Origin of the sequence: Sagittula sp. P11 (assembly GCF_002814095.1) — a bacterium.
GTDB lineage: Bacteria > Pseudomonadota > Alphaproteobacteria > Rhodobacterales > Rhodobacteraceae > Sagittula.
In genome coordinates, this window is record NZ_CP021913.1 from 2,812,051 (window position 1) to 2,831,802 (window position 19,752).

General features: G+C 68.6%; 18 protein-coding genes. 10 read left to right on the forward strand and 8 right to left on the reverse strand.

The genetic code is table 11. The features are described from left to right. Positions 1-51 precede the first annotated feature (51 nt). The 3 genes from CDO87_RS13585 to CDO87_RS13595 all read right to left on the reverse strand — a co-directional run bounded on the left by CDO87_RS13585 (position 52) and on the right by CDO87_RS13595 (position 1,518). Complete coding sequence (locus CDO87_RS13585; RefSeq protein ID WP_100929270.1) at positions 52-507, reverse strand: SRPBCC family protein; 456 nt, start codon at positions 505-507, stop codon at positions 52-54. After that, positions 504-836: a metalloregulator ArsR/SmtB family transcription factor gene (locus CDO87_RS13590; RefSeq protein WP_100929271.1), complete on the reverse strand. Its 333-nt coding sequence runs from the start codon at positions 834-836 to the stop codon at positions 504-506. The genes CDO87_RS13585 and CDO87_RS13590 overlap by 4 nt, the downstream gene beginning before the upstream one ends. A gap of 82 nt (positions 837-918) precedes the next feature. Next, positions 919-1,518: a MarR family winged helix-turn-helix transcriptional regulator gene (locus tag CDO87_RS13595; RefSeq protein WP_100929272.1), complete on the reverse strand. Its 600-nt coding sequence runs from the start codon at positions 1,516-1,518 to the stop codon at positions 919-921. A gap of 177 nt (positions 1,519-1,695) precedes the next feature. Between CDO87_RS13595 and CDO87_RS13600 the strand changes: the two genes are divergently transcribed. Continuing rightward, on the forward strand, positions 1,696-3,204 hold the full coding sequence (locus CDO87_RS13600) for an MDR family MFS transporter (protein WP_100929273.1): 1,509 nt from the start codon (positions 1,696-1,698) through the stop codon (positions 3,202-3,204). 220 nt (positions 3,205-3,424) lie between these two features. On the opposite strand, the gene CDO87_RS13605 is transcribed toward CDO87_RS13600, so the two are convergent. Beyond that, positions 3,425-4,321: an alpha/beta hydrolase gene (locus tag CDO87_RS13605; protein ID WP_100929274.1), complete on the reverse strand. Its 897-nt coding sequence runs from the start codon at positions 4,319-4,321 to the stop codon at positions 3,425-3,427. Between the two features lie 269 nt (positions 4,322-4,590). Between CDO87_RS13605 and dnaE the strand changes: the two genes are divergently transcribed. The 3 genes from dnaE to CDO87_RS13620 all read left to right on the forward strand — a co-directional run bounded on the left by dnaE (position 4,591) and on the right by CDO87_RS13620 (position 9,918). Continuing rightward, on the forward strand, positions 4,591-8,091 hold the full coding sequence (dnaE, locus tag CDO87_RS13610; protein ID WP_100929275.1) for a DNA polymerase III subunit alpha: 3,501 nt from the start codon (positions 4,591-4,593) through the stop codon (positions 8,089-8,091). Between the two features lie 152 nt (positions 8,092-8,243). Then, entirely contained in the window at positions 8,244-9,200 is a 957-nt protein-coding gene (locus tag CDO87_RS13615) for an MGMT family protein (protein WP_100929276.1), read from the forward strand. A gap of 91 nt (positions 9,201-9,291) precedes the next feature. Continuing rightward, on the forward strand, positions 9,292-9,918 hold the full coding sequence (locus CDO87_RS13620; RefSeq protein ID WP_100929277.1) for a glutathione S-transferase family protein: 627 nt from the start codon (positions 9,292-9,294) through the stop codon (positions 9,916-9,918). Positions 9,919-10,078: 160 nt separating this feature from the next. On the opposite strand, the gene CDO87_RS13625 is transcribed toward CDO87_RS13620, so the two are convergent. Next, positions 10,079-10,285, reverse strand: a complete 207-nt coding sequence (locus CDO87_RS13625) for a SlyX family protein (RefSeq protein ID WP_254698121.1) — start codon at positions 10,283-10,285, stop codon at positions 10,079-10,081. 141 nt (positions 10,286-10,426) lie between these two features. On the opposite strand from CDO87_RS13625, the gene hisS reads away from it, so the two are divergent. Genes hisS through hisG form a run of 3 tightly spaced genes read left to right on the forward strand, consistent with a single transcriptional unit; the run spans position 10,427 to position 13,826 of the window. Further along, complete coding sequence (hisS, locus tag CDO87_RS13630) at positions 10,427-12,043, forward strand: histidine--tRNA ligase (RefSeq protein ID WP_100929278.1); 1,617 nt, start codon at positions 10,427-10,429, stop codon at positions 12,041-12,043. Next, positions 12,040-13,134 carry an ATP phosphoribosyltransferase regulatory subunit gene (locus CDO87_RS13635; protein WP_100929279.1) on the forward strand — a complete coding sequence of 365 codons (1,095 nt, stop codon included), beginning with the start codon at positions 12,040-12,042 and terminating at the stop codon, positions 13,132-13,134. Before hisS ends, CDO87_RS13635 begins: the two co-directional genes overlap by 4 nt. Further along, positions 13,131-13,826: an ATP phosphoribosyltransferase gene (hisG, locus tag CDO87_RS13640; protein WP_100929280.1), complete on the forward strand. Its 696-nt coding sequence runs from the start codon at positions 13,131-13,133 to the stop codon at positions 13,824-13,826. Before CDO87_RS13635 ends, hisG begins: the two co-directional genes overlap by 4 nt. A gap of 94 nt (positions 13,827-13,920) precedes the next feature. Here hisG and CDO87_RS13645 read toward each other — a convergent pair whose 3' ends face one another. Both CDO87_RS13645 and yghU read right to left on the reverse strand, forming a co-directional pair. Beyond that, positions 13,921-15,234 carry an AarF/ABC1/UbiB kinase family protein gene (locus CDO87_RS13645; protein WP_100929281.1) on the reverse strand — a complete coding sequence of 438 codons (1,314 nt, stop codon included), beginning with the start codon at positions 15,232-15,234 and terminating at the stop codon, positions 13,921-13,923. A 109-nt stretch (positions 15,235-15,343) separates the two neighbouring features. Continuing rightward, positions 15,344-16,177, reverse strand: a complete 834-nt coding sequence (yghU, locus tag CDO87_RS13650; protein ID WP_100929282.1) for a glutathione-dependent disulfide-bond oxidoreductase — start codon at positions 16,175-16,177, stop codon at positions 15,344-15,346. A 69-nt stretch (positions 16,178-16,246) separates the two neighbouring features. Here yghU and CDO87_RS13655 point away from each other — a divergent pair, with 69 nt between their 5' ends. Together CDO87_RS13655 and CDO87_RS13660 are read left to right on the forward strand one after the other, a co-directional pair. After that, positions 16,247-16,723, forward strand: a complete 477-nt coding sequence (locus CDO87_RS13655; RefSeq protein WP_100929283.1) for a YdcF family protein — start codon at positions 16,247-16,249, stop codon at positions 16,721-16,723. Positions 16,724-16,848: 125 nt separating this feature from the next. Continuing rightward, positions 16,849-17,742: a hypothetical protein gene (locus CDO87_RS13660; RefSeq protein WP_157814988.1), complete on the forward strand. Its 894-nt coding sequence runs from the start codon at positions 16,849-16,851 to the stop codon at positions 17,740-17,742. 55 nt (positions 17,743-17,797) lie between these two features. Here CDO87_RS13660 and CDO87_RS13665 read toward each other — a convergent pair whose 3' ends face one another. Continuing rightward, positions 17,798-18,229: a DUF1489 family protein gene (locus tag CDO87_RS13665; protein WP_100929285.1), complete on the reverse strand. Its 432-nt coding sequence runs from the start codon at positions 18,227-18,229 to the stop codon at positions 17,798-17,800. A gap of 146 nt (positions 18,230-18,375) precedes the next feature. Between CDO87_RS13665 and CDO87_RS13670 the strand changes: the two genes are divergently transcribed. Further along, positions 18,376-19,635, forward strand: a complete 1,260-nt coding sequence (locus tag CDO87_RS13670; protein ID WP_100929286.1) for a SulP family inorganic anion transporter — start codon at positions 18,376-18,378, stop codon at positions 19,633-19,635. Positions 19,636-19,752 lie beyond the last annotated feature (117 nt).

A 19,752-nucleotide genomic window follows, 5' to 3' on the forward strand; every position in this document is an offset into this window, starting at 1 on the left:
CCGCGGGGTGCGGCGGCGGGCGGGCCTGCGTGCAGGTGATTTCGTATGTGGTCAGGCGTTGGCGGGTTCGGTCGCGAGCCGGGTGAGCGAGTCGAGCGCGCCGGTCCAGCCCTGCGCGTAGTCGTCGAAGAGGTCGGGCCCGGCGAAGCTGGCGATCTGGAGCGTGACCGTCAGGTGCGTGCCGCCGTCCCGCGCGGCGATGTCGTGGGTGCAGAGCGAGGTCGACAGAAGCTCTCCGCCGATGATCAGCGATTCCGTCGACACGAGGCAGGCCGGGTCGACGCGGTGGAAGGCGGTGTGGGTCTCGAACTCCGGCGCCTCCTTCGGGCCGCAGCGGGCCTTCTCGTGGCCGCCGGGGCGGCAGTCGAATGCGTCGATGATCACGACGGCGGTGTCGGAGGGGGCGCCCCATGCCTCGCGCCCGTCCTTCGTGGTCAGGAGGCGGAACAGGCGGTCGGGCGCGCAGGCGATCTGCCGTTCCAGCGTCATGGTGGTGAAGTCGGTCATGTCCTGTCCTCCTGTTCGAGACGTTCGGCAAGAAGGGCCAGCCGGTCGAGCCGTCCCTCCCAGATGCTGCGCTGGCGGGTGAGCCAGTCCTCGGCGGCGGCAAGCGGCGCCGGTTCGATGTGGACCATGCGGGTGCGCCCGGTCTTGATCGAGCGCACGATGCCCGCCGCCTCCAGCTTGTTGAGGTGCTTGAGGAAGGAGGGCAGGGCCATGTCGTGACCGTCGTGCAGGTCGGAGACGGCGGCCGGTCCGCGCACCAGCCGCTCGATCACGGCCCGGCGGGTCGGATCGGAGAGGGCGGCGAAAAAGGAATCGAGATGCTGAGCCATGTGGATAGCTTTCCACATGGATAACTATTGGTCAAAGGGAAAGTTAGCCAACCGGCAAGGTTTGGCCGGGCGGCACGCGGCGTCAGTCCGTGTCGGAGAGGTCCGAAAGCCCGTTGCGCAGGATGGCGATTTCGTCGGCCACCGGGCCGGAGGGGCAGGCGGCGCTTTCCGACCAGGCGCTGAACCGTTCCAGCAGCGGCAGGAAGGTGGCGATCTCCTCGCGGGTCCAGGCCTGCAGGTAGCTGCCCAGCACGAGGAACTTGTAGTTGCGCACGGCGTCGACGATGCGCACGCCCTTGTCCGTCAGCTCCAGCACGGTGCGGCGGGCGTCGGCCTGGCTGACGGAGCGTTTGAGCATTCCGCGACCGATCAGCTCGGAGGTCATCCGGCTGGCGCGCGAAGGGTCGATGTTCAGCCGCTGCGCGACGGTGGAGACCATCGTTTCCGACCTGTCCTCGTCGCCGAATTCGTTGGCGGGCGCCCAGACGGCCATCAGCACGTCGAGCTGAGCGAGGTCGATGGGCAGGCCCAGTTCGTCCAGCGCCCGGTAGCCCAGTTCGCGTTTGAAGACCCGGCGGCGCCAGACCTGCAGAACGGCATCAATGTCCAGCGCGGCCTGGGTGTGTTCCGCGTCGACGCCGGCCCGGGCCAGCTTCTGCTTCAGGATATCGTCTCGGTTCATGTGCTCCACATAGCATGTGCGTATTTGCTTGTCCCAACCAAATGCATGACATTGACATGCATCTGCAATCGGCACATATTCAGTTTCAAATCCGGACCGTCCGCGCCTGCCCTGTCTTGTCCTCCCGGACAGGGCGGCACGGGCGGTTTCAGTGTTGATATCTTGGGAACACGTGAAATGTCACTTACCGAAACAACCGCCCATTACGAGGAGGCGCCCGACGATGTCGCGGTGCGGCTCGTTCTGGGCGCCGTGGCGGCGACGCTGCTGTTTGCCTCGCTCGGGCAGACCATCGTCTCGACCGCGCTGCCGATCATGGTCGCCGACCTTGGCGGCATGGACCACCTGACGTGGGTCATCACCGCCTACCTGCTGGCCTCGACCATCGCGGCGCCGCTGGCGGGCAAGCTGGGCGACATGTACGGGCGCAAGCTGGTGCTGCAGTCTGGCATCATCGTCTTTACCATCGGGGCCGTGATCTGCGGCGTGGCGATGAACATGGGCATGGTCATTGCCGGACGCTCGGTTCAGGGGCTTGGCGCGGGCACGCTGATCGTCACCTCGATGGCGACGGTGGGCGACCTGCTGCCGCCGCGCCAGCGTGGCATGGCGCAGGGCATGATGGGCGCGGCCTTTGGCGTGTCGACGGTGATCGGGCCGCTGCTGGGCGGCTTCATCGTGCAGCACTGGTCGTGGCACTGGATCTTCTTCGTGAACCTGCCGGTGGGCCTTCTGGCCTTCGTCATCCTCGGCATGGCCCTGCCGCGCCGCGACGACCTGACGAAGCGCAAGGTGGATTACCTGGGCGCCGCGCTGCTGGCCTCGCTCCTGGCGGCCATCGTGCTCTTGCCCAACGCGGCGCAGAGCGCGGGCGGCTGGGGCAGCCCCGCCGTGCTGGCGCTGGCCGCGATCGGCGTGCTGACGATGGCGGGCTTCGTGCTGGCCGAGACCCGCGCGGAAGAGCCGATCCTGCCGATGAGCCTGTTCCGCAACAACACCTTCGTGGTGGTGAACACCGTTGGTTTCCTTGTCGGCATGGGCATGTTCGGCACGATCACCTTCCTGCCGCTGTTCCTGCAGGTGGTGAAGGGCGTGTCGCCCACCGGGTCGGGCCTGTTCCTCGTGCCGATGATGGGGGGGCTGATCTTTGCTTCGACCATGGCGGGGCGGATCATGTCGAAGACCGGGCGCTACCGGCTGATGCCGGCGATCTCGACCGGGGTGCTGGCGCTGGCCATGGTCGTGCTGACCACGGTCGGCACGGACAGCCCGCTGTGGCTGATTGGCGGCACGATGGTGCTGGTCGGGCTGGGGCTCGGGCCGGTGTTCTCTGTCGGCGTGGCGGCGATCCAGAACGCGGTGCCGAACTCGCTGATGGGCGTGGGCACCGCCTCGGCCAACATGTTCCGGCTGATCGGCGGCGCGCTGGGAACGGCGGCCTTCGGTGCGCTGTTCAGCGCCGGCCTCGCGCGCAACCTTGCGGGGCAGGTGCCGGGCGCCGGTGAGGGCGGCCTGAGGTCCATCGGGGCGGAGATGGTGCAGAGCCTCCCGCCCGAGGTGCAGGCCCGCGTCATGGACGGCTTCAGCGCCGCGCTGCACCCGGTCTTCTGGGTGGCTGCGGCGGCGGCGGCCTTGGCCTGTGTGATGTCGATGATGTTGAAGGAATTGCCGCTGGCGGGCGAATAAGCCCGCCGCGGTCTGCGGTGTCTCCCCGCCCGCGTGAGGTGTGCGCGGGTTTGCCGGTCCCTCGAATCCTCTCGGGGACCGGCCTTTTTTTTGCCGGATGGGGGGCGCGGATGAGTACGGGGGCTGTGACCTGTCTGGCCGGTCATGCCGCGTAATGTGATATCGTGATGGATGCCGTTGCCCGTCCGATGTGGGCGGGTTTCGCGACGTGACCTGTCGTTCAGGACTTGAGGAAGTCGGCGATGCGGTTGACCGCCGCCTTCACGCTCAGGATCGAGTTGTGACCGCCATGCGGGAAGACCGCGACCTCCGTATTGGGACTGAGGTTTCTCAGCTTCTCGACGTCGCTGACCGGCGCGGCCCAGTCGTCCTGCGCGTGGACCGCCAGCAGGCGCTCGGTCCGTTCGGCGGCGATGGGATGCCAGGGCAGCGACAGGTGGAAGGGCGCGCCGAGTTCGCTGACGCGGTCCACGAAGAGGTCGAGGCAGCGCCCGGAGAGCCCGTATTGTTCGCCGCCGTTGCGCACCAGCCGCACGAGGTCCAGCGGCGTGGACACCAGCACCACACGGTCGCAGCGCAGCCCGCCGTCGAGCGCGAAGAGCGCGGCGTTGGAGCTGACGCAATGGCCCACGATGCCGTCATAGGGGCCGTGCGCCGCGCAGGAGCGGTGGATCGCCTCCGTGATGTCGCGCATGGAGCAGACGGTCTGCGCGTGGTGCATGTGCCCCGGCAGCACGGTCACGTCTACCGACAGCCCGGCCTGATCCAGCGCGCGCAGAAGGCGGGTGAACTGGCGGTAATGGCCGTCGTGCCCCGGCACCACCAGCACGCGGCGCGCGCCGGGGCGGTGGCTGTGGCGCATGATCGCCATGTCGTCGTCGATCGGCAGGATCTCGAACCGGTGGCGTCCCTTGGCGGAGAGCTCGTCGATGAAGCCGTGGGTCGAACTGAGATAACGTTTCGCCAGCACGTCCGCCGTGCGCGACGGCGCGACGGCAGCCGCCACGACAAGCGCAAGCCGTTTGAGCCGCGCCTTCAGCGTGAGCGGGGGCGCGGGATCGAATGCGGCCTCTTGCTCCGCGAGGGCGGCGCTGGAGAGTTCTGTTGCGTCGTTCATGGCGGGGAAACGGTGTACTTGCTGAAGAGCGGGGACCTACGGGACGTTTTCACAAAATCCAGCCTGAGGGCGAATAAAGGCATGAGTGGGGCCGGATTGTTGATATTTTGCGCACAGCGGGACACGGGTTACATCTCAGAGTAGTCTACGCGACCGGCGTGTCTGGGGGAAGGGGAGACACCAATTCGTGTAGCCGACCTCCGGGTTTCTGTCATCTTTCGCGTCGCGGGGTGTTCCAGCCGGTCCGTGAAACGCTGTAGTCTGCGGCCATGGCAGATCCGCGATTCATCCACCTCCGCACCCACACCGAATATTCTCTTCTCGAAGGCGCGCTCCGGCTGAAGAAGCTGCCGGGCATGTGTGCCGACATGGGGATGCCCGCCGTGGCGGTCACCGACACCAACAACCTGTTCGCCGCGCTGGAATTTTCCGTGGGCGCCGCCGGGGCGGGCGTGCAGCCGATCATCGGCTGCCAGATCGACCTGCGCTATTTCGAGCACGCCCCGGGCGAGCGGATCAGGCCGCCGGCGCCGGTGGTGCTGCTGGCCCAGACGGAGCGCGGCTACGAGCATCTGATGAAGCTCAATTCCTGCCTGTACCTGCGCCGCGACAACGAGCTGGCGCATGTGACGCTGGACGAACTGGAGGCGCATTCGGAGGACGTGATCTGCCTGTCGGGCGGGCCGGACGGGCCGGTGGGGCGGCTTCTGCGCACCAATTCGCGGGCGGCGGCGCAGACGCTGATGACCCGGCTGCATTCGATCTTCGAAGACCGGCTGTACGTCGAGCTGCAGCGCCACCCCGGCGAGGACGGCACGCCGCCCGAGGCGGAGCAACTGACGGAGCGCGGCTTTGTCGAGATGGCCTACGAGATGGGCCTGCCGCTGGTCGCGACGAACGACGTCTATTTCCCGAAGTCCACCATGTACGAGGCGCATGACGCGATGATCTGCATCGCGGAGGGCGCCTATGTCGACCAGCAGGAACCGCGCCGCCGCCTGACGCCGCAGCACTACCTGAAGACCCCGCAGGAGATGGCGGTGCTGTTCGCCGACCTGCCGGAGGCGCTGGAAAACACCGTCGAGATCGCGAAGCGCTGTGCCTTCATGGCCTATCGCCGCGACCCGATCCTGCCGCGTTTCGCCGACGACGAGGTGACGGAACTGCGCCGCATGGCGAACGAGGGGCTGCAGGCGCGTCTGGCCGTGATCCCGCATGCCGTGCCGGTGGAGGAATACCAGAAGCGGCTCGACTTCGAGCTGGGGATCATCGAGGGGATGGGCTTCCCCGGCTACTTCCTGATCGTTGCGGATTTCATCCAGTGGGCCAAGGACCAGGACATCCCGGTCGGGCCGGGGCGGGGCTCGGGCGCGGGGTCGCTGGTGGCCTACGCGCTGACGATCACCGACCTCGACCCGCTCCGCTATTCGCTGCTGTTCGAACGCTTCCTGAACCCGGAACGCGTGTCGATGCCCGACTTCGACATCGACTTCTGCATGGATCGCCGCGAGGAGGTGATCCAGTACGTGCAGCAGAAGTACGGCCATGACCGGGTCGCGCAGATCATCACCTTCGGCGCGCTCCTGTCGAAGGCGGCGGTGCGCGACATGGGCCGGGTCCTGCAGATGCCCTACGGGCAGGTGGACCGCCTGTCGAAGATGATCCCGGTGGAGGGGGTCAAACCCGTGTCCATCGAGCAGGCGCTGCGGGACGAGCCGCGGCTGGCCGAGGAGGCGCGGAACGAGGAGGTCGTCGACCGGCTGCTGAAATACGGGATGCAGGTGGAGGGGCTGCTGCGCAGCGCCGGCACGCACGCGGCGGGCGTGGTCATCGCCGACCGCCCCACGGACGAGCTGGTGCCGCTCTACCGCGACCCGCGTTCCGACATGCCGGCGACGCAGTTCAACATGAAGTGGGTGGAGCAGGCCGGTCTGGTGAAGTTCGACTTCCTCGGCCTGAAGACGCTGACGGTGATCCAGAACGCCATGGACCTGATCTTCAAGTCCGGGCGCCCGCTGCATGTCGCCGCCGACGGCACGCAGCTGTACGAGCCGCCGGAGGGGGCGGAGAACCAGATCAACCTGATCCCGCTGGACGACAAGGTCACCTACAAGCTCTATGCCTCGGCCAAGACGGTGGCGGTGTTCCAGGTGGAAAGCTCGGGCATGATGGATGCGCTCAAGCGCATGAAGCCCACCTGCATCGAGGACATCGTGGCGCTTGTGGCGCTGTACCGCCCCGGCCCGATGGAGAACATCCCGGTCTATTGCGAGGTCAAGAACGGCCTGCGCGAGATCACGTCCGTCCACCCGTCCATCGACCACATCCTGGCCGAGACGCAGGGCATCATCGTTTACCAGGAACAGGTGATGCAGATCGCGCAGGAGATGGCGGGCTACTCGCTCGGCGGCGCCGACCTGCTGCGCCGCGCGATGGGCAAGAAGATCAAGGAGGCGATGGACGCCGAACGGCCCAAGTTCGAACAGGGCGCGGCGAAGAACGGGGTGGAGAAGAAGAAGGCCACCGAGGTCTTCGACCTTCTGGAGAAGTTCGCCAACTACGGCTTCAACAAGTCGCACGCGGCGGCCTACGCGGTGGTCAGCTACCAGACCGCGTGGCTCAAGGCGAACCACCCGGTGGAGTTCATGGCGGGCGTCATGAACTGCGATATCCACCTGACTGACAAGCTGGCCGTCTATTTCGAGGAGGTCCGCAAGGGGCTGGGCCTGCCGTGGGTGCCGCCCTGCGTGAACCGCTCGCTCGCGACGTTCGACGTGGTGGAGGGGCAGCTTGTCTATGCCCTGGGCGCACTGAAGAACGTGGGCCTCGAGGCGATGAAGCTGGTGGTGGAGGGGCGCGACGGGCGGCCGTTCTCGACCGTCTTCGACTTTGCCCGCCGCGTGGACCTGAAGAAGATCGGCAAGCGTCCTCTGGAGATGATGGCGCGGGCGGGCTGTTTCGACGTGCTCGACCCGAACCGCCGGCGGCTGTTCGATTCGCTCGACGCGCTGGTGGCCTATTCGGCGGCGATCCACGAGCAGAAGAGCTCCGCCCAGGTGTCGCTGTTCGGCGAGGCGGGCGACGATCTGCCGGAGCCGCGCCTGTCGCCGGTGTCCGACTGGCTGCCCGCCGAACGGCTGGCGGAGGAGTTCAAGGCGGTGGGCTTCTACCTGTCCGGTCACCCGCTCGACGATTACATGCCCGCGCTGAAGCGGCAGGACGTGGTGACGCTGGACGAGGTCATGGCCAAGGCCGAGCGCGGCCCGCTGGTGGCCAAGCTGGCGGGCGTCGTGGCCGGACGGCAGGAACGCAAGTCGGCGCGCGGCAACCGTTTTGCCTTTGCGCAGCTGTCGGACCCGACCGGCGCCTACGAGGTCACGCTGTTCTCCGAGACGCTGGAGAAGTCGCGCGAACACCTCGAGACCGGGTCGAAGGTCGTCGTCACCGTCGAGGCGACGATGGAGAGCGACCAGTTGAAACTGCTGGGCCGGGCGGTGATGCCGGTGGATGCGGCGGCGGCGCAGGGCGGCCCTTCGGGGATGCGGATCTTCGTCGACACGGAGATGGCGCTGAGCCAGATCGCCAGCGTGCTGGGCCGCGCCGCCGAGCAGTTGCCGAAGGCGCCGCGCGCGCCGATCGTGCTGCGGCTGGCGGCGCCGGGCCTGCCGGGCGAGGTGGAGATGGACCTTTCCGAACGCTTCCCCGTCACGCCGGAGATCAAGGGCGCGGTGAAATCGCTCGACGGGGTGCTGGCGGTCGAAGACTTCTGAGCCGGTCCCGGCGATCGCATGGGGCCTGCGCGGTGTGCGGAGACCGCCGCGGAAAGGGGCGGTTTCCCGCCTGACGGGCAGACCTATCCCATGGGAGAGTGGACCTCGCGTGCGCTGCTGCTGTACGAGGGTCGAAACCGCCAGGGGACGAAATGCGCAAAGTTTTCATCGGAATGTCACTGGTCCTGCTGGCCTCGGGCTGCGGCGATCCCCTGAAGGACGTGCCGCGCCTGGCCGATGTGCCGGTGGAGACCGAGGCCGGGCAGGCCGATGTCCTTGCCACCAGTGCCGATGCCGAAACGCTTCCCGTCGCGCCCGTGGCCGACACCGCGCCGCAGCGGGGCCTGCTCGGTTTCCTGAAGGGCAAGGCCGACGCTGCGCAGGCCACGACGACGGTGGCTGCTGCGGAAGACGCTGCTGCGGACGAGGCCGTCACCGACGATCTGGACGACGTGGGCTCTGCCCCTGACGATGCGGAGGTGGTTGTCGTCGAAGCGGAGGAAGCGCCGCGGCGGCGCGGCCTCTTCGGGCTGGGCGGCGGCGATGTGCAGCTTGCGGCGGCCACCACGTCTGGCGCGCCCCGGGTCAACCGCCGTGCTGCGCCGCGCCCCGGCGCCCCTGACGCGCGCGAGATCGCCTATGGCACCACCGTGCCTTACGGGCAGATCGCCCGGGTCTGCGGCGTGCCGGGCGCAAAGCTGGGGCCGGTCACGCAGACATGGCCCGAAGGCGGTCGGGGCTACCAGCTGCACGACAGCACGCCCGGCTCGACCGGCGCGCATACCTTCTACATGACCGGCTTCAAGGACGGCTGCGCACGGCAGTTCACCGCCGCGCTGGTGATCTTCGGCTCGCCGGAAAGCTGGGAACAGATCCACTACGGCCCGGCGGGCGAATCCCTGCCGGTGCTGGCGACCGACGTGGCCTACGAGGGCGTGAAGTCCAAGGTCTGCCGCGTCGGCAAGGGCAAGCCCTGCGGCTCGCGCATGAAGGCGCTGGAGCGGGACACGGTCTTTGTCTCGGTCTACGAGCGGTTCGAGGACAACACCCGCTGGAAGAACATCCTGCTGCACGACGGCGAAGTGGTTGCCATGGACATGAAGAACTGAAGAACTGAAGAACTGAGGCACGGCGGCGGTGACGCCTTGTGCTTTCGGCCCGTTCCGTTAGGTTGATATCAAACCGATCCGGGAGGGGCAGATGCTGACCGTCTATGGCGAGGGCCGGGGGTTCCGGGTCGTCTGGCTGCTGGAGGAGATGGGCCTGCCCTACCGCTTCCGCCCGGTCGACATGCTGGCCGGGGTGGAGAACGACCCGGAGTTCCTGCAGATCAACCCCAGCGGGTTCATCCCGGCGCTGGTGGACGGCGCCACGGTGATGGTCGAATCCATCGCCATCATGGACTACCTTCTGGCCCGTTACGGTCCGCACCCCCTTGCCCCGGACCCGCAGTCGGACGCCTTTGCGCCTTACCGGCAGTTCCTCATGATGGGCGAGGCGGGGCTTGCGGGCGCGTCCTACTGGGTGCTGAACGCGCGGTTCCTGCCCACCGAGGCCGAGCGCGACAACCCCACCGTCCGCCACGCGCTGCGCCAGTATCACAACCGGATGAAGCTGGTGCGCCGCCAGCTCGAACGCACGCGCTATCTTGCCGGAGGCGGTTTCACCGCCGCCGACATCTCGGTCGCCTATGCGCTGCTCCAGTCGTGGAAAAGCGCCGGGATCGCGCTGGAGGCGCCGGAAGCCGCCTACCTCGACCGCTGCCGCGACCGCGACGGTTTCAGGCGCGCGCTGGAGGTCTGCACGTCGCACGCCTCGTGGGGGTGAGAGGGGGCGTGACGCCGTTCGTGGTGCATCTGTCCGCTCGTCGGTGGCGAAAGGCCGGGATATCGGGGCTGGTGTACCCGGCATGGGATGGGTGTGGGCGCTGAGGTTTCCGGGGAAACCCCGCTTGCCCACCGGCCGCGAAAGGCGGTGCTTTCGCGGCCTAGTAATGCGGGGGTTTTTCGTCGCCGAGGAAGATGCTGCCGGCGGTGTCGGCGTCCCGCTGGGCCTCGCGGCGGAGCAGGATTTCCACCCGCCGGGAAACGTCCCGCAATTCGCGGTCCTGTCGGGCCACCACGTCGGACAGGTCGTCGACCGTCCGGAGGAGGTGGGCCATCTGCTCTTCGAGGCGACTCATGTCATCGGTCATGTCCTGGTCCTCCTTCAGTTGGCAGAGGGCTCATGGTTATTTGCATGAGCCCGTCTCCGCAAGGGCAGGCTTGCTTGCCCATGCCACGCCTTCCCGGTAGAGGGTGCGCGACAATGCAGCAGTGTAACCGGGACCGGTGCCATGGCCAAAGTGAAGAAAGCCCCCCGCCCCAAGGCTCAGACGCCCAAGGGGTTCCGCGACTATTTCGGGCACGAGGTGCGTGAGCGCACCGAGATGCTGTCGAAGATCGCCGGGGTGTACCATCGGTACGGCTTCGAGGCGCTGGAGTCCTCGGCGGTGGAGACGGTCGAGGCGCTTGGCAAGTTCCTGCCGGACGTGGACCGCCCGAACGAGGGCGTATTCGCCTGGCAGGACGAGGACGACAACTGGATGGCGCTGCGCTACGACCTGACGGCGCCGCTGGCCCGGGTCTATGCCGAGCACCGCAACGACCTGCCGCTGCCCTACCGGCGCTTTGCCATGGGGCCGGTCTGGCGCAACGAGAAGCCGGGACCGGGGCGCTACCGCCAGTTCTACCAGTGCGATGCGGACACCGTGGGCGCGGCGAGCGTGGCGGCGGACGCGGAGATCTGCGCGATGCTGGCCGACTGCCTCGAAGAGCTGGGCATCCCGCGCGGCGACTACCTGATCCGGGTGAACAACCGGAAGGTCCTGAACGGCGTGCTTCAGGCGATGGGCGTCGCCGACGAGGAACAGGCGGCTGCGGTCCTGCGCACCATCGACAAGTTCGACAAGGTCGGCGAGTCCGGCGTGCGCGAGCTTCTGGGCAAGGGCCGGCTGGATGCCTCCGGCGCCTATATCGACGGCGTGGGGCTTGCGCCTGAGCAGGCGGAGCCGGTGCTGGCCTTCCTTACGGCTCGCCAAAGTGTCCGCAGTACGTATGTCGCGAACCTGTCTGAGGCAGCGCTTCAAGGCAATTTCGATATGTTCGGTCGCTTTGAAAGCGTCGTGCGGGCAATGTTGTCGCAAGAGACGGGGGGAAATGAGGCCGAATTTGTACCTGCTAACATCGCAAACATCGCCACCCTGATGCTCTTGGAACAAATTGTTGGTCACTCCGAAGTCGGCAAGGAGGGTGTGCAAGAGCTGGATGAAATCGTCGCGCTTCTCATGGCGCAGGGCTATGGTCCCGACCGCATCGTGATCGATCCGTCGGTGGTGCGTGGCCTGGGCTATTACACCGGGCCGGTGTTCGAGGCAGAGCTGACCTTCAAGATTCCCGACGAGAAGGGCCGCAAGCGGCAGTTCGGATCTGTCGCGGGCGGCGGGCGCTACGACGATCTGGTGAAGCGCTTCACCGGGCAGGTTGTGCCCGCGACGGGTGTCTCCATCGGTGTGGACCGGCTGCTGGCGGCGCTGCGCGAGAAGGGCCGCGTCGGCGGGTCGGAGACCGGGCCGGTGGTCGTCACCGTGATGGACCGCGACCGCATGGCCGATTACCAGGCGATGGTGGCGGAGCTGCGGCAGGCGGGCATCCGGGCGGAGGTCTACCTCGGCAACCCGAAGAACTTCGGCAACCAGCTCAAGTACGCGGACAAGCGCCACTCGCCGGTGGCGGTCATCGAGGGCGGTGACGAGAAGGCGCGCGGCGTTGTGCAGATCAAGGACCTGATCCTCGGCGCGAAGATCGCCGAGAACGCCTCGCTCGAGGAATGGAAGGAACGGCCCTCGCAGTACGAGGTGGCCCGCGGCGACCTCGTGGCCAAGGTCCGCGAGATCCTGGAGGGGCAGGCGTGACCCTGCAGGCCTACAGGGCGAAGGCCTTTGCGCTGCGCGACCGGTTCGAGGCGGCGGGCGCCGTGCCCGTCGACTGTGCCGTGCTGCAACCGGCGGAGGTGCTGCTGGACCTCTACGGCGAGGACGTGCGCACGCGCGCCTTCGTGACCGTCGATCCGGTGCGCGGCGAGGTCATGCTGCGCCCGGACTTCACCGTGCCGGTGGTGCAGATGCACATGGCCGAGGGCGCGGAGCCCGCGCGCTACACCTACGCGGGCGAGGTCTTTCGCCGGCAGGAGGATCATCCCGAGCGCGCGCCGGAGTATTTCCAGGTGGGCTACGAGGTCTTCGACCGCGCCGACCCGGCGCTTTCCGACGCGGAGGTCTTTGCCGCCTTCGCCGATGCGCTGGCGCCCTACGGCCTGCGCCCGGTGGTGGGCGACATCGGCATCCTGACGGCGGCGGTCTGGGGGCTGAACACCACCGAGCAAAGGCGCACGGCGCTGATGCGGCACATCTGGCGGCCCCGGCGGTTCCGCGCGCTTCTGGACCGTTACGCGGGCCGGGTGCCGGTGCCCGCGTCGCGCACGGCGCTGCTGGCTTCCGACGATCCCATGGCGGGGGCGGGGCCGGTGATCGGCCTGCGCTCCGAAGAGGAGATCCGCGCGCGGATCGAGGTGCTGCGCGCCGACGCGTCGGAGCCGCCGCTGGCGGACGAGGAGGTGGCGCTGATCGAGACGCTGCTGAAGGTGTCCGAGGCCTGCCCGCACGCGCTGGAACACCTGCGCGACATCGCCGTGGACATGCCCGCCATCGGCGCGGCGGTGGACCGTTTCGGCGCGCGCTGCGACGCCATGGAGGCGCGCGGCGTGGACGTCACGCACCTGTCTTTCGAGGCGAGCTATGGCCGCACCTCGATGGAGTATTACGACGGTTTCGTCTTCGGGTTCCTCTGCCCGCAGCGGCCGGACTGGCCGGCGGTGGCGACCGGCGGGCGCTACGACGCGCTGACCCGGCAGCTTGGGCAGGGCCGCGAGATCCCGGCGGTGGGCGGCGTGATCCGCACCGGCCTGCTGGTCGACCTGGAGCGGATGCGGGAGGCGGGTCAATGACGATCAAGCTGGGCGTGCCCTCCAAGGGGCGGCTGATGGAGAAGACCTTCGACTGGTTCGGCGCGCGCGGCGTGATGCTGTCGCGCACCGGGTCGGAGCGGGAGTATTCCGGCGCGGTCGAGGGCGTGGACGGCATCGAACTGGTGCTGCTGTCGGCGGGCGAGATCCCGCGCGAACTGGCGGCGGGGCGGGTGCACCTTGGCGTGACGGGCACCGACCTTGTGCAGGAGAAGCTGGTGCAGTGGGACCAGAAGGTTGCGCCGCTGGCGGAGCTGGGCTTTGGCCATGCGGACCTGATCGTGGCGGTGCCGCAGGCCTGGGTCGACGTGGACACGCTGGACGATCTGGACGGGGCGGCGGCGGCCTTCCGCGCGCGGCACGGTTTCAGGATGCGGATCGCGACGAAGTATCACCGGCTGGTGCGGGCCTACCTGCACATGGGCGGCGTGGCCGACTACCAGCTTGTCGACAGCCAGGGCGCGACCGAAGGCACGGTGAAGAACCTGACGGCGGAGGCGGTGGCGGACATCACCTCGACCGGCGAGACGCTGCGCGCCAACCAGCTGAAAATCCTCGGCGAAGAGCCGGTGCTGCGCTCGCAGGCGACGCTGTACCGGTCGCGGGTGGCGGAGCTATCGGACCGGCAGCGCAGCTCCCTGCGGGCGCTGTGTGACTGCCTGGGGGTCGAATAACCAGCGTCAGGCGGCGTGTTGACAGGGGGAGGCGGCGCAAAGCCCCGCCCTACGGGATGTTGCGCCCCCCGGGGATGGCACGGACGACCGGCCGTCAGGGCAGGTGATCGTCCAGCAGTGTGCCCAGCGGCACGCGGGCCCGCATCCGCGTGGCGAGCAGCACCAGACCGGCGAGCTTGCGCTGCAGGTGGAGGGCGTCCATGTGCGGCACCTCCGAGTAGCCCTGCGTCAGGGTCAGGTGCTCGCCCATCCGCCGCAACGTGTTGAGCAGCGTGGTGTCGCCGAAGTCGAAAGGCGTCCCGGACGTCAGCACCGGGCGGATCAGCGCGGCCATGTCGAGGATCGTCCTGACCTGATCGGCGGGCGTCGTATCGGTGATGAAGCCGGTGCCCGCCAGCGCCTGCCGGAGCGCGTCGGGGTCGCCCCGGTGGGTGGCGTCCAGAAGGGCGCGGAAGCGGGCGGTGCTTTCCGGTGTGAAGGCGCGGGTGGCGCCGAAGTCCAGAAGCACGATGCGGGTGCCGTCTGGTGTCAGCCGGTAGTTGGCGAAGTTCGGATCGGTCTGGACGAGCCGCCAGTGGAAGAGTTCCCGCAGGAAGAGCGTGAAGAGGCGGGTGAGGGCGGTGTCGCGCTGCTGTTGCTCTGCGTCTTCCAGCGTGTCGATCGGGTGGCTCTCGATGAAGTCCATGGCGAGGATGCGCGGCGTCGAGAGGTCCGGGTGCGGGCGGGGCACGACGAAGGCGGGGGCGTCCTTCAGGAGGTCGTGGAAGCGCGCGAGGCGGGTGGCCTCGAGGGCATAGTCGGCCTCTTCCTCCAGCTGCGCCGTGGCCTCTGCCAGCAGGGGCGCGAGGTCGAGCGTCTTGGGCAGGAGGCCCGAGGCGCGCAACAGGGTGCCGAGGTTGGCCACGTCGGCGCGGATCGCCTGCGCGATGCCGGGATACTGGATCTTGAGGGCGAGGTCGCGCCCGTCGGCGGCGGTCACGCGGTGGACCTGCCCGATGGAGGCGGCGGCGCGCGGGCGTGGATCGAACTGCCGGAAGCGCTTCAGCGCGTCCGGGCCGTATTCCGCCATGAGCACCTGTTTCAACTGGCGGGGCGGCATGTGGTGGGCGTCGTCGCGCAGGCGGGCCAGCACGCGGGCGAGGTCGGGCGGCAGGAGGTCGCTGTTCTCCATCGAGAGGAGCTGGCCCAGCTTCATCGCTGCGCCGCGCATCCGGGCGAGTTCGCGCGTCAGACGGTTGACGTTGCCGGGGGTCAGGAGGAGGGCGCGGCGGTCGGGCCGCTCGCCGCGCAGCATGCTGACCGCGGCCCCGAGCGCGGCGCTGCCCGCGATGCCGGTGGCAAGGGAGCCGAGACCGGCGGCACGGGCGAAGCGGGAGCGGGGAACGGCGCGGGGGCGTTTGGGGTCCATGCTGCGCCAGATAGCGGGGTCCGCGGGTCCGGCCAGACGGGCTGTCGCGGATGTGACGCGACGGTGGGGAGGGCAGGGCGGCGCAAAGCCCCGCCCTACCTTGTGTGGGTCAGCCTTTGAGGACGGCGTCGATGTCCGCCGCGCTGTGGCGCTCCTCGACGAAGCCGTCGCCGGTGCGGTTGACGATGCGGCCGCGCTGCACCGGTTCACGCTCCTGCAGCTCGTCGGCCCAGCGGAGCACGTTCTTGTAGCTCTGCACGTCGAGGAACTCGCCCGCGTCGTAGGCCTGCCCGTGCACGGTGCGCCCGTACCAAGGCCAGATCGCCATGTCGGCGATGGTGTAGTGGTCGCCCACCATGTAGCGGCTGGAGGCGAGGTGGCGGTCCAGCACGTCGAGCTGGCGCTTCACCTCCATCGTGAAGCGGTTGATCGGGTATTCGTACTTCTCAGGCGCATAGGCGTAGAAATGTCCGAAGCCGCCGCCGAGGTAGGGCGCGCTGCCCATCTGCCAGAACAGCCACGAGAGCATCTCGGCCCGCTGGTCCTTGGGCCCGAGGAAGGCGTCGAACTTCTCGGCCAGGTGCATGAGGATGGCGGCGGATTCGAAGACCCGCACGGGCGCGTCGCCGGTGTGGTCCATCAGCGCCGGGATCTTGGAGTTGGGGTTCGCCTCGACGAAACCGGAGCCGAACTGGTCGCCGTCGCCGATCTTGATGAGCCATGCGTCGTATTCCGCCGCGTGACCTGCGGCCAGCAGCTCCTCGAAGAGGATGGTCACCTTCTGGCCATTGGGCGTGCCCATGGAATAGAGCTGGAAGGGATGATCGCCCACGGGCAGGACCTTGTCGTGCGTGGCGCCTGCAACCGGACGGTTGAGGTTGGCCCAGGTGCCGCCGGACGGCTGGTCCCAGGTCCAGACTTTCGGGGGAACGTATTCGGTCATTGTGGTCTCCTGTCGCTTGCCTGCAACGTAAGCGATGGGACGGGGAATGCCAGAGGGGGATCTGTGCGGATGCGCGTTGCACTTGTGCTGGGAGCGAAGGTTCAGGAGGACGGCGCGCCGTCGCCCGCGCTGCGCCGCAGGGCAGAGCACGCCGCCGGTCTGTACCTGCGGGGCGAGGTGGGCCGTATCCTGGCCTCTGGCGGGGCGCTGTGGGGCGGCCCGAGCGAGGCGGCGGTGATCGCGCGGGTCTGTGCGGAGGCGGGCGTGCCCGAGGCGGCCCTGACGCTGGAGCAGGCGGCCCGGTCGACGGCGGAGAACCTGATGCTGTCGCGGCCGCTGCTGGAGGCGCTGGACGCGGCGGAGGTGGTGGTCGTGACGGACGGCTTCCACGCGCCCAGGGTGCGGCTTCTGGCGCGACGGATGGGGATGGCGGTGCGGCTCTCCTGTCCGGAGGCGCCGCAGCTGCCGTTGCGCCGACGGCTGCCGCTCCGGGCGCGGGAGGGGGCGGCGCTGGCGTTGTGCCTGCTGCGCGGAACGGGGCGCTGAGGGGCGGGCCGGGTGGACGGGTCACCATCCGAAGCGTTGCGCCGAAGGGGCGTTTCGGCTTGCCGGAATGGTGCCGCGAAGGTTAACATCGCCCCAGAACAAACAGAAAAAACTGTGAGGCAGTAATGAGCAGAATTTTGACGGTCGCCCTGTGCGGCCTTTCGTGGGCTGTGCCTGCGGGTGCGCAGCAACTCGACCATTCCACGGCAATCGGGCTGGGCTACAGCCACCTGTCGCTCGACGGCGAGGGGGCGAATGCGTACTCCCTCGAAGGGGAGAGTATCTTGCGCTTCGGTCAGATCGAGACGGGGGTCGACCTTGGCTTCAACCGGCTGAATGAAGACGGTTCGCGGGTCGACCAGACATCGGTCGAGATCGCGCCGTCCTACTGGTTCACCCCGGGCTTCGGCATCGGCGTCTACGGCGCGCGGGACACGCTCGACTTCGAGGGCACGGACCTGACCCTGAACAGCTACGGTGTCGAGGCGCAGGTGCGTGCGGCCGCGATGAGCGGCACGCTGTTCGTCGGCGAGACGGACGTGGACCTGCTGGGGCTCGACGCCACCACGAAGGACGTGGGCCTGCGGGTGCGCGCCGACCTCACGCCGCAGGCGAGCGTCTGGGGCAGCATGGTGCGGTCGGATATCGAGGACACCGACTCGGACGCCCGCACCTGGGGCATCGGCGGCAGCCTGATGGTCAACGACGGTTTCAGCACCTTCGCCAGCTACCAGTCGAGCGAGATCGACGGCACCGGCGGCGACGTGAACGTGGCGGCGATCGGCATGTCATGGACGACGTTCGTGGGCGGACAGGAAGTCATGCTGAGCGGCGAATACGCCTCGGCCAGCGGGTCCTCGATGCTGGGGTCGTCCGATGGCAACCGCGTGTCGCTGGGCGCGACGATCCTTCTGGGCGACGCGCAGCAGAAGCGGACGCCGGCGCATACGGTCACGCACAACACCCTGCGCGGCGAGCGCAACGGCCTGTCGGGGCTTTTCGGGTCCTTCGGGTTCTGAGGGCCTGTCGGCACGAAACGGCGAGGGGGCGGCCTGCGGGCCGCCCTTCTGCGTTTCAGATCACGCCGATCTCTGCCAGCGCGCCGGCCAGTTCGGGCGGCAGCGGGTCCTCTGCCGCGCGGGAGGCGGGCAGGTCGGCGGGGGCGTCGCCGGGGGCGAGGTAGCGCCAGCCCTGGAAGGGGCGTTTGGGCGTCGTCTGCACGCGGATCAGGCCGGGCTCCAGCACGATGGCGCAGCGTTCGATGCCGTCCTGCCCGGTGACCCGGTCGAGCCGTGCGATTCGCTGCCGGGCCTGGATCAGGCCCTTGATGACCCAGAAGATCGAGCCGCCGTTCAGCACCTCGGACTCGCGCCGGGGCCACATGCGGGTGACGTGGCGGGGCATCCCTTCGGGCCAGCGCGGCGCCTGCGCGGTCTGCCACGCGGCCAAGTCCTCGACCGACTCGGTGCCGACGGAGAGTTTCAGGAGGTGGACGGTGGCAGGCATCGTGACGGCCTCGGCGCTTGGGTTGGGGTGCCCCTGTCGGGAGCTACAAGATAAGGTGTTGCCCTGCGGACGCAAGCCCGCGCGACCGTCTTGCATGGCGGGCGCGGCGGGGGCATGACTGGTCAAGCGTGTGCGCGGAGGCCGTGATGACGCCGAAGATCCTGACAACACTGAAAACCTACGACCGGGAGACCCTGCGCGCCGACGTGCTGGCAGGGATCACGGTGGCCATGGTGGCGCTGCCGCTGAGCCTTGCCATCGCGGTGGCTTCCGGGGCCGGGCCGGAGAAGGGGCTGGTGACGGCCATCGTCGGCGGCTTCCTGATCTCGCTCTTGGGCGGCAGCCGGGTGCAGATCGGCGGCCCGACGGGTGCCTTCATCGTGGTGGTCTACGGGGTGATCGCCGAGCACGGCTACGACGGGCTGGTGCTGGCGACGCTGATGGGCGGGCTGATCCTGCTGGTCGCGGGCGCGCTGAAGGCCGGGCGGCTGATCCGTCTGGTGCCGGAGCCGGTGATCAACGGCTTCACCATCGGGATCGCGGTGATCATCGCCACCAGCCAGTTGAAGGACCTGCTGGGCCTCGACGCGGCTGTCCCGGCAGAGTTCTTCGCCAAGCTGGGCGCCCTGTGGCAGGCACGCGGCGCGGTCAGCGGTGCGGCCCTGGGGGCGGGGATCGCCGCGATGGTGCTGATCGTCGCGCTGCGCCGGGCCTTCCCGAAGCTGCCGGGGCTGATCGTCGCGGTGGCGCTGGTCTCTGCCGTGGTGGCGGTGGCGGACCTGCCGGTGGACACCATCCGCAGCCGGTTCGGGGACCTGCCGCGGAGCCTGCCGCTGCCCGCAATGCCCGAGGTCACGCTGGCGCGGCTGGCGGAACTGCTGCCCTCCGCCCTGATCATCGCCTTCCTCGCCGGGATCGAGTCGCTGCTGTCTGCCATGGTCGCGGACCGGATGAGCGGCGGCCACCACCGCCCCAACGCGGAACTGCTGGCGCAGGGCGCTGCGAACGTCGGGTCGGCGCTGTTCGGCGGCCTGCCCGCCACCGGCGCCATCGCCCGGACGGCGACCAACGTGCGCGCCGGAGGGCGGACGCCGGTGGCGGGGCTCGTGCATGCGGTGACGATCCTCGTGGTGATGCTGGTGGCGGCGCCGCTGGCCGGGTACATGGCGATGCCCGCGCTGGCCGGTCTGCTGATCCTCACCGCGTGGAACATGAGCGAACCGCACCGCTGGGCCGCTTACCTGAAAGAGCGCCGCTCGGATCAGGTGCTGCTGGTGCTGACCTTCGTGCTGACGGTGGTGGCCGACCTGACGGTGGCCATCGGGACCGGCGTGGCGCTGGGGCTGGCACTGCGCCTCGCCCGGCGGCAGGTGCCGGACGCCGACTGGGAGCCGCGCGACCGCTGAGTACCGGACAGCTAGGCCCCCTCCGGTGACGTCGCAATACCTTCGCTGGCCAACAGCACTTCCGCACGATATGGTGTCCGTCTGATCCCCGACTCCAACAAGTTGCGTGACTTGCCC

Bases quoted from the DNA above. Each gene is read 5' to 3' on its own strand.
- CDO87_RS13645 (WP_100929281.1), bottom strand. From the start codon at position 15,234: ATGGACCCCAAACGCCCCCGCGCCGTTCCCCGCTCCCGCTTCGCCCGT.
- hisS (WP_100929278.1), top strand. From the start codon at position 10,427: ATGGCCAAAGTGAAGAAAGCCCCCCGCCCCAAGGCTCAGACGCCCAAG.
- CDO87_RS13585 (WP_100929270.1), bottom strand. From the start codon at position 507: ATGACCGACTTCACCACCATGACGCTGGAACGGCAGATCGCCTGCGCG.
- CDO87_RS13665 (WP_100929285.1), bottom strand. From the start codon at position 18,229: ATGCCTGCCACCGTCCACCTCCTGAAACTCTCCGTCGGCACCGAGTCG.
- CDO87_RS13670 (WP_100929286.1), top strand. From the start codon at position 18,376: ATGACGCCGAAGATCCTGACAACACTGAAAACCTACGACCGGGAGACC.
- CDO87_RS13660 (WP_157814988.1), top strand. From the start codon at position 16,849: ATGAGCAGAATTTTGACGGTCGCCCTGTGCGGCCTTTCGTGGGCTGTG.
- dnaE (WP_100929275.1), top strand. From the start codon at position 4,591: ATGGCAGATCCGCGATTCATCCACCTCCGCACCCACACCGAATATTCT.
- CDO87_RS13620 (WP_100929277.1), top strand. From the start codon at position 9,292: ATGCTGACCGTCTATGGCGAGGGCCGGGGGTTCCGGGTCGTCTGGCTG.
- hisG (WP_100929280.1), top strand. From the start codon at position 13,131: ATGACGATCAAGCTGGGCGTGCCCTCCAAGGGGCGGCTGATGGAGAAG.
- CDO87_RS13625 (WP_254698121.1), bottom strand. From the start codon at position 10,285: ATGACCGATGACATGAGTCGCCTCGAAGAGCAGATGGCCCACCTCCTC.
- yghU (WP_100929282.1), bottom strand. From the start codon at position 16,177: ATGACCGAATACGTTCCCCCGAAAGTCTGGACCTGGGACCAGCCGTCC.
- CDO87_RS13595 (WP_100929272.1), bottom strand. From the start codon at position 1,518: ATGAACCGAGACGATATCCTGAAGCAGAAGCTGGCCCGGGCCGGCGTC.
- CDO87_RS13600 (WP_100929273.1), top strand. From the start codon at position 1,696: ATGTCACTTACCGAAACAACCGCCCATTACGAGGAGGCGCCCGACGAT.
- CDO87_RS13615 (WP_100929276.1), top strand. From the start codon at position 8,244: ATGCGCAAAGTTTTCATCGGAATGTCACTGGTCCTGCTGGCCTCGGGC.
- CDO87_RS13605 (WP_100929274.1), bottom strand. From the start codon at position 4,321: ATGAACGACGCAACAGAACTCTCCAGCGCCGCCCTCGCGGAGCAAGAG.
- CDO87_RS13590 (WP_100929271.1), bottom strand. From the start codon at position 836: ATGGCTCAGCATCTCGATTCCTTTTTCGCCGCCCTCTCCGATCCGACC.
- CDO87_RS13655 (WP_100929283.1), top strand. From the start codon at position 16,247: ATGCGCGTTGCACTTGTGCTGGGAGCGAAGGTTCAGGAGGACGGCGCG.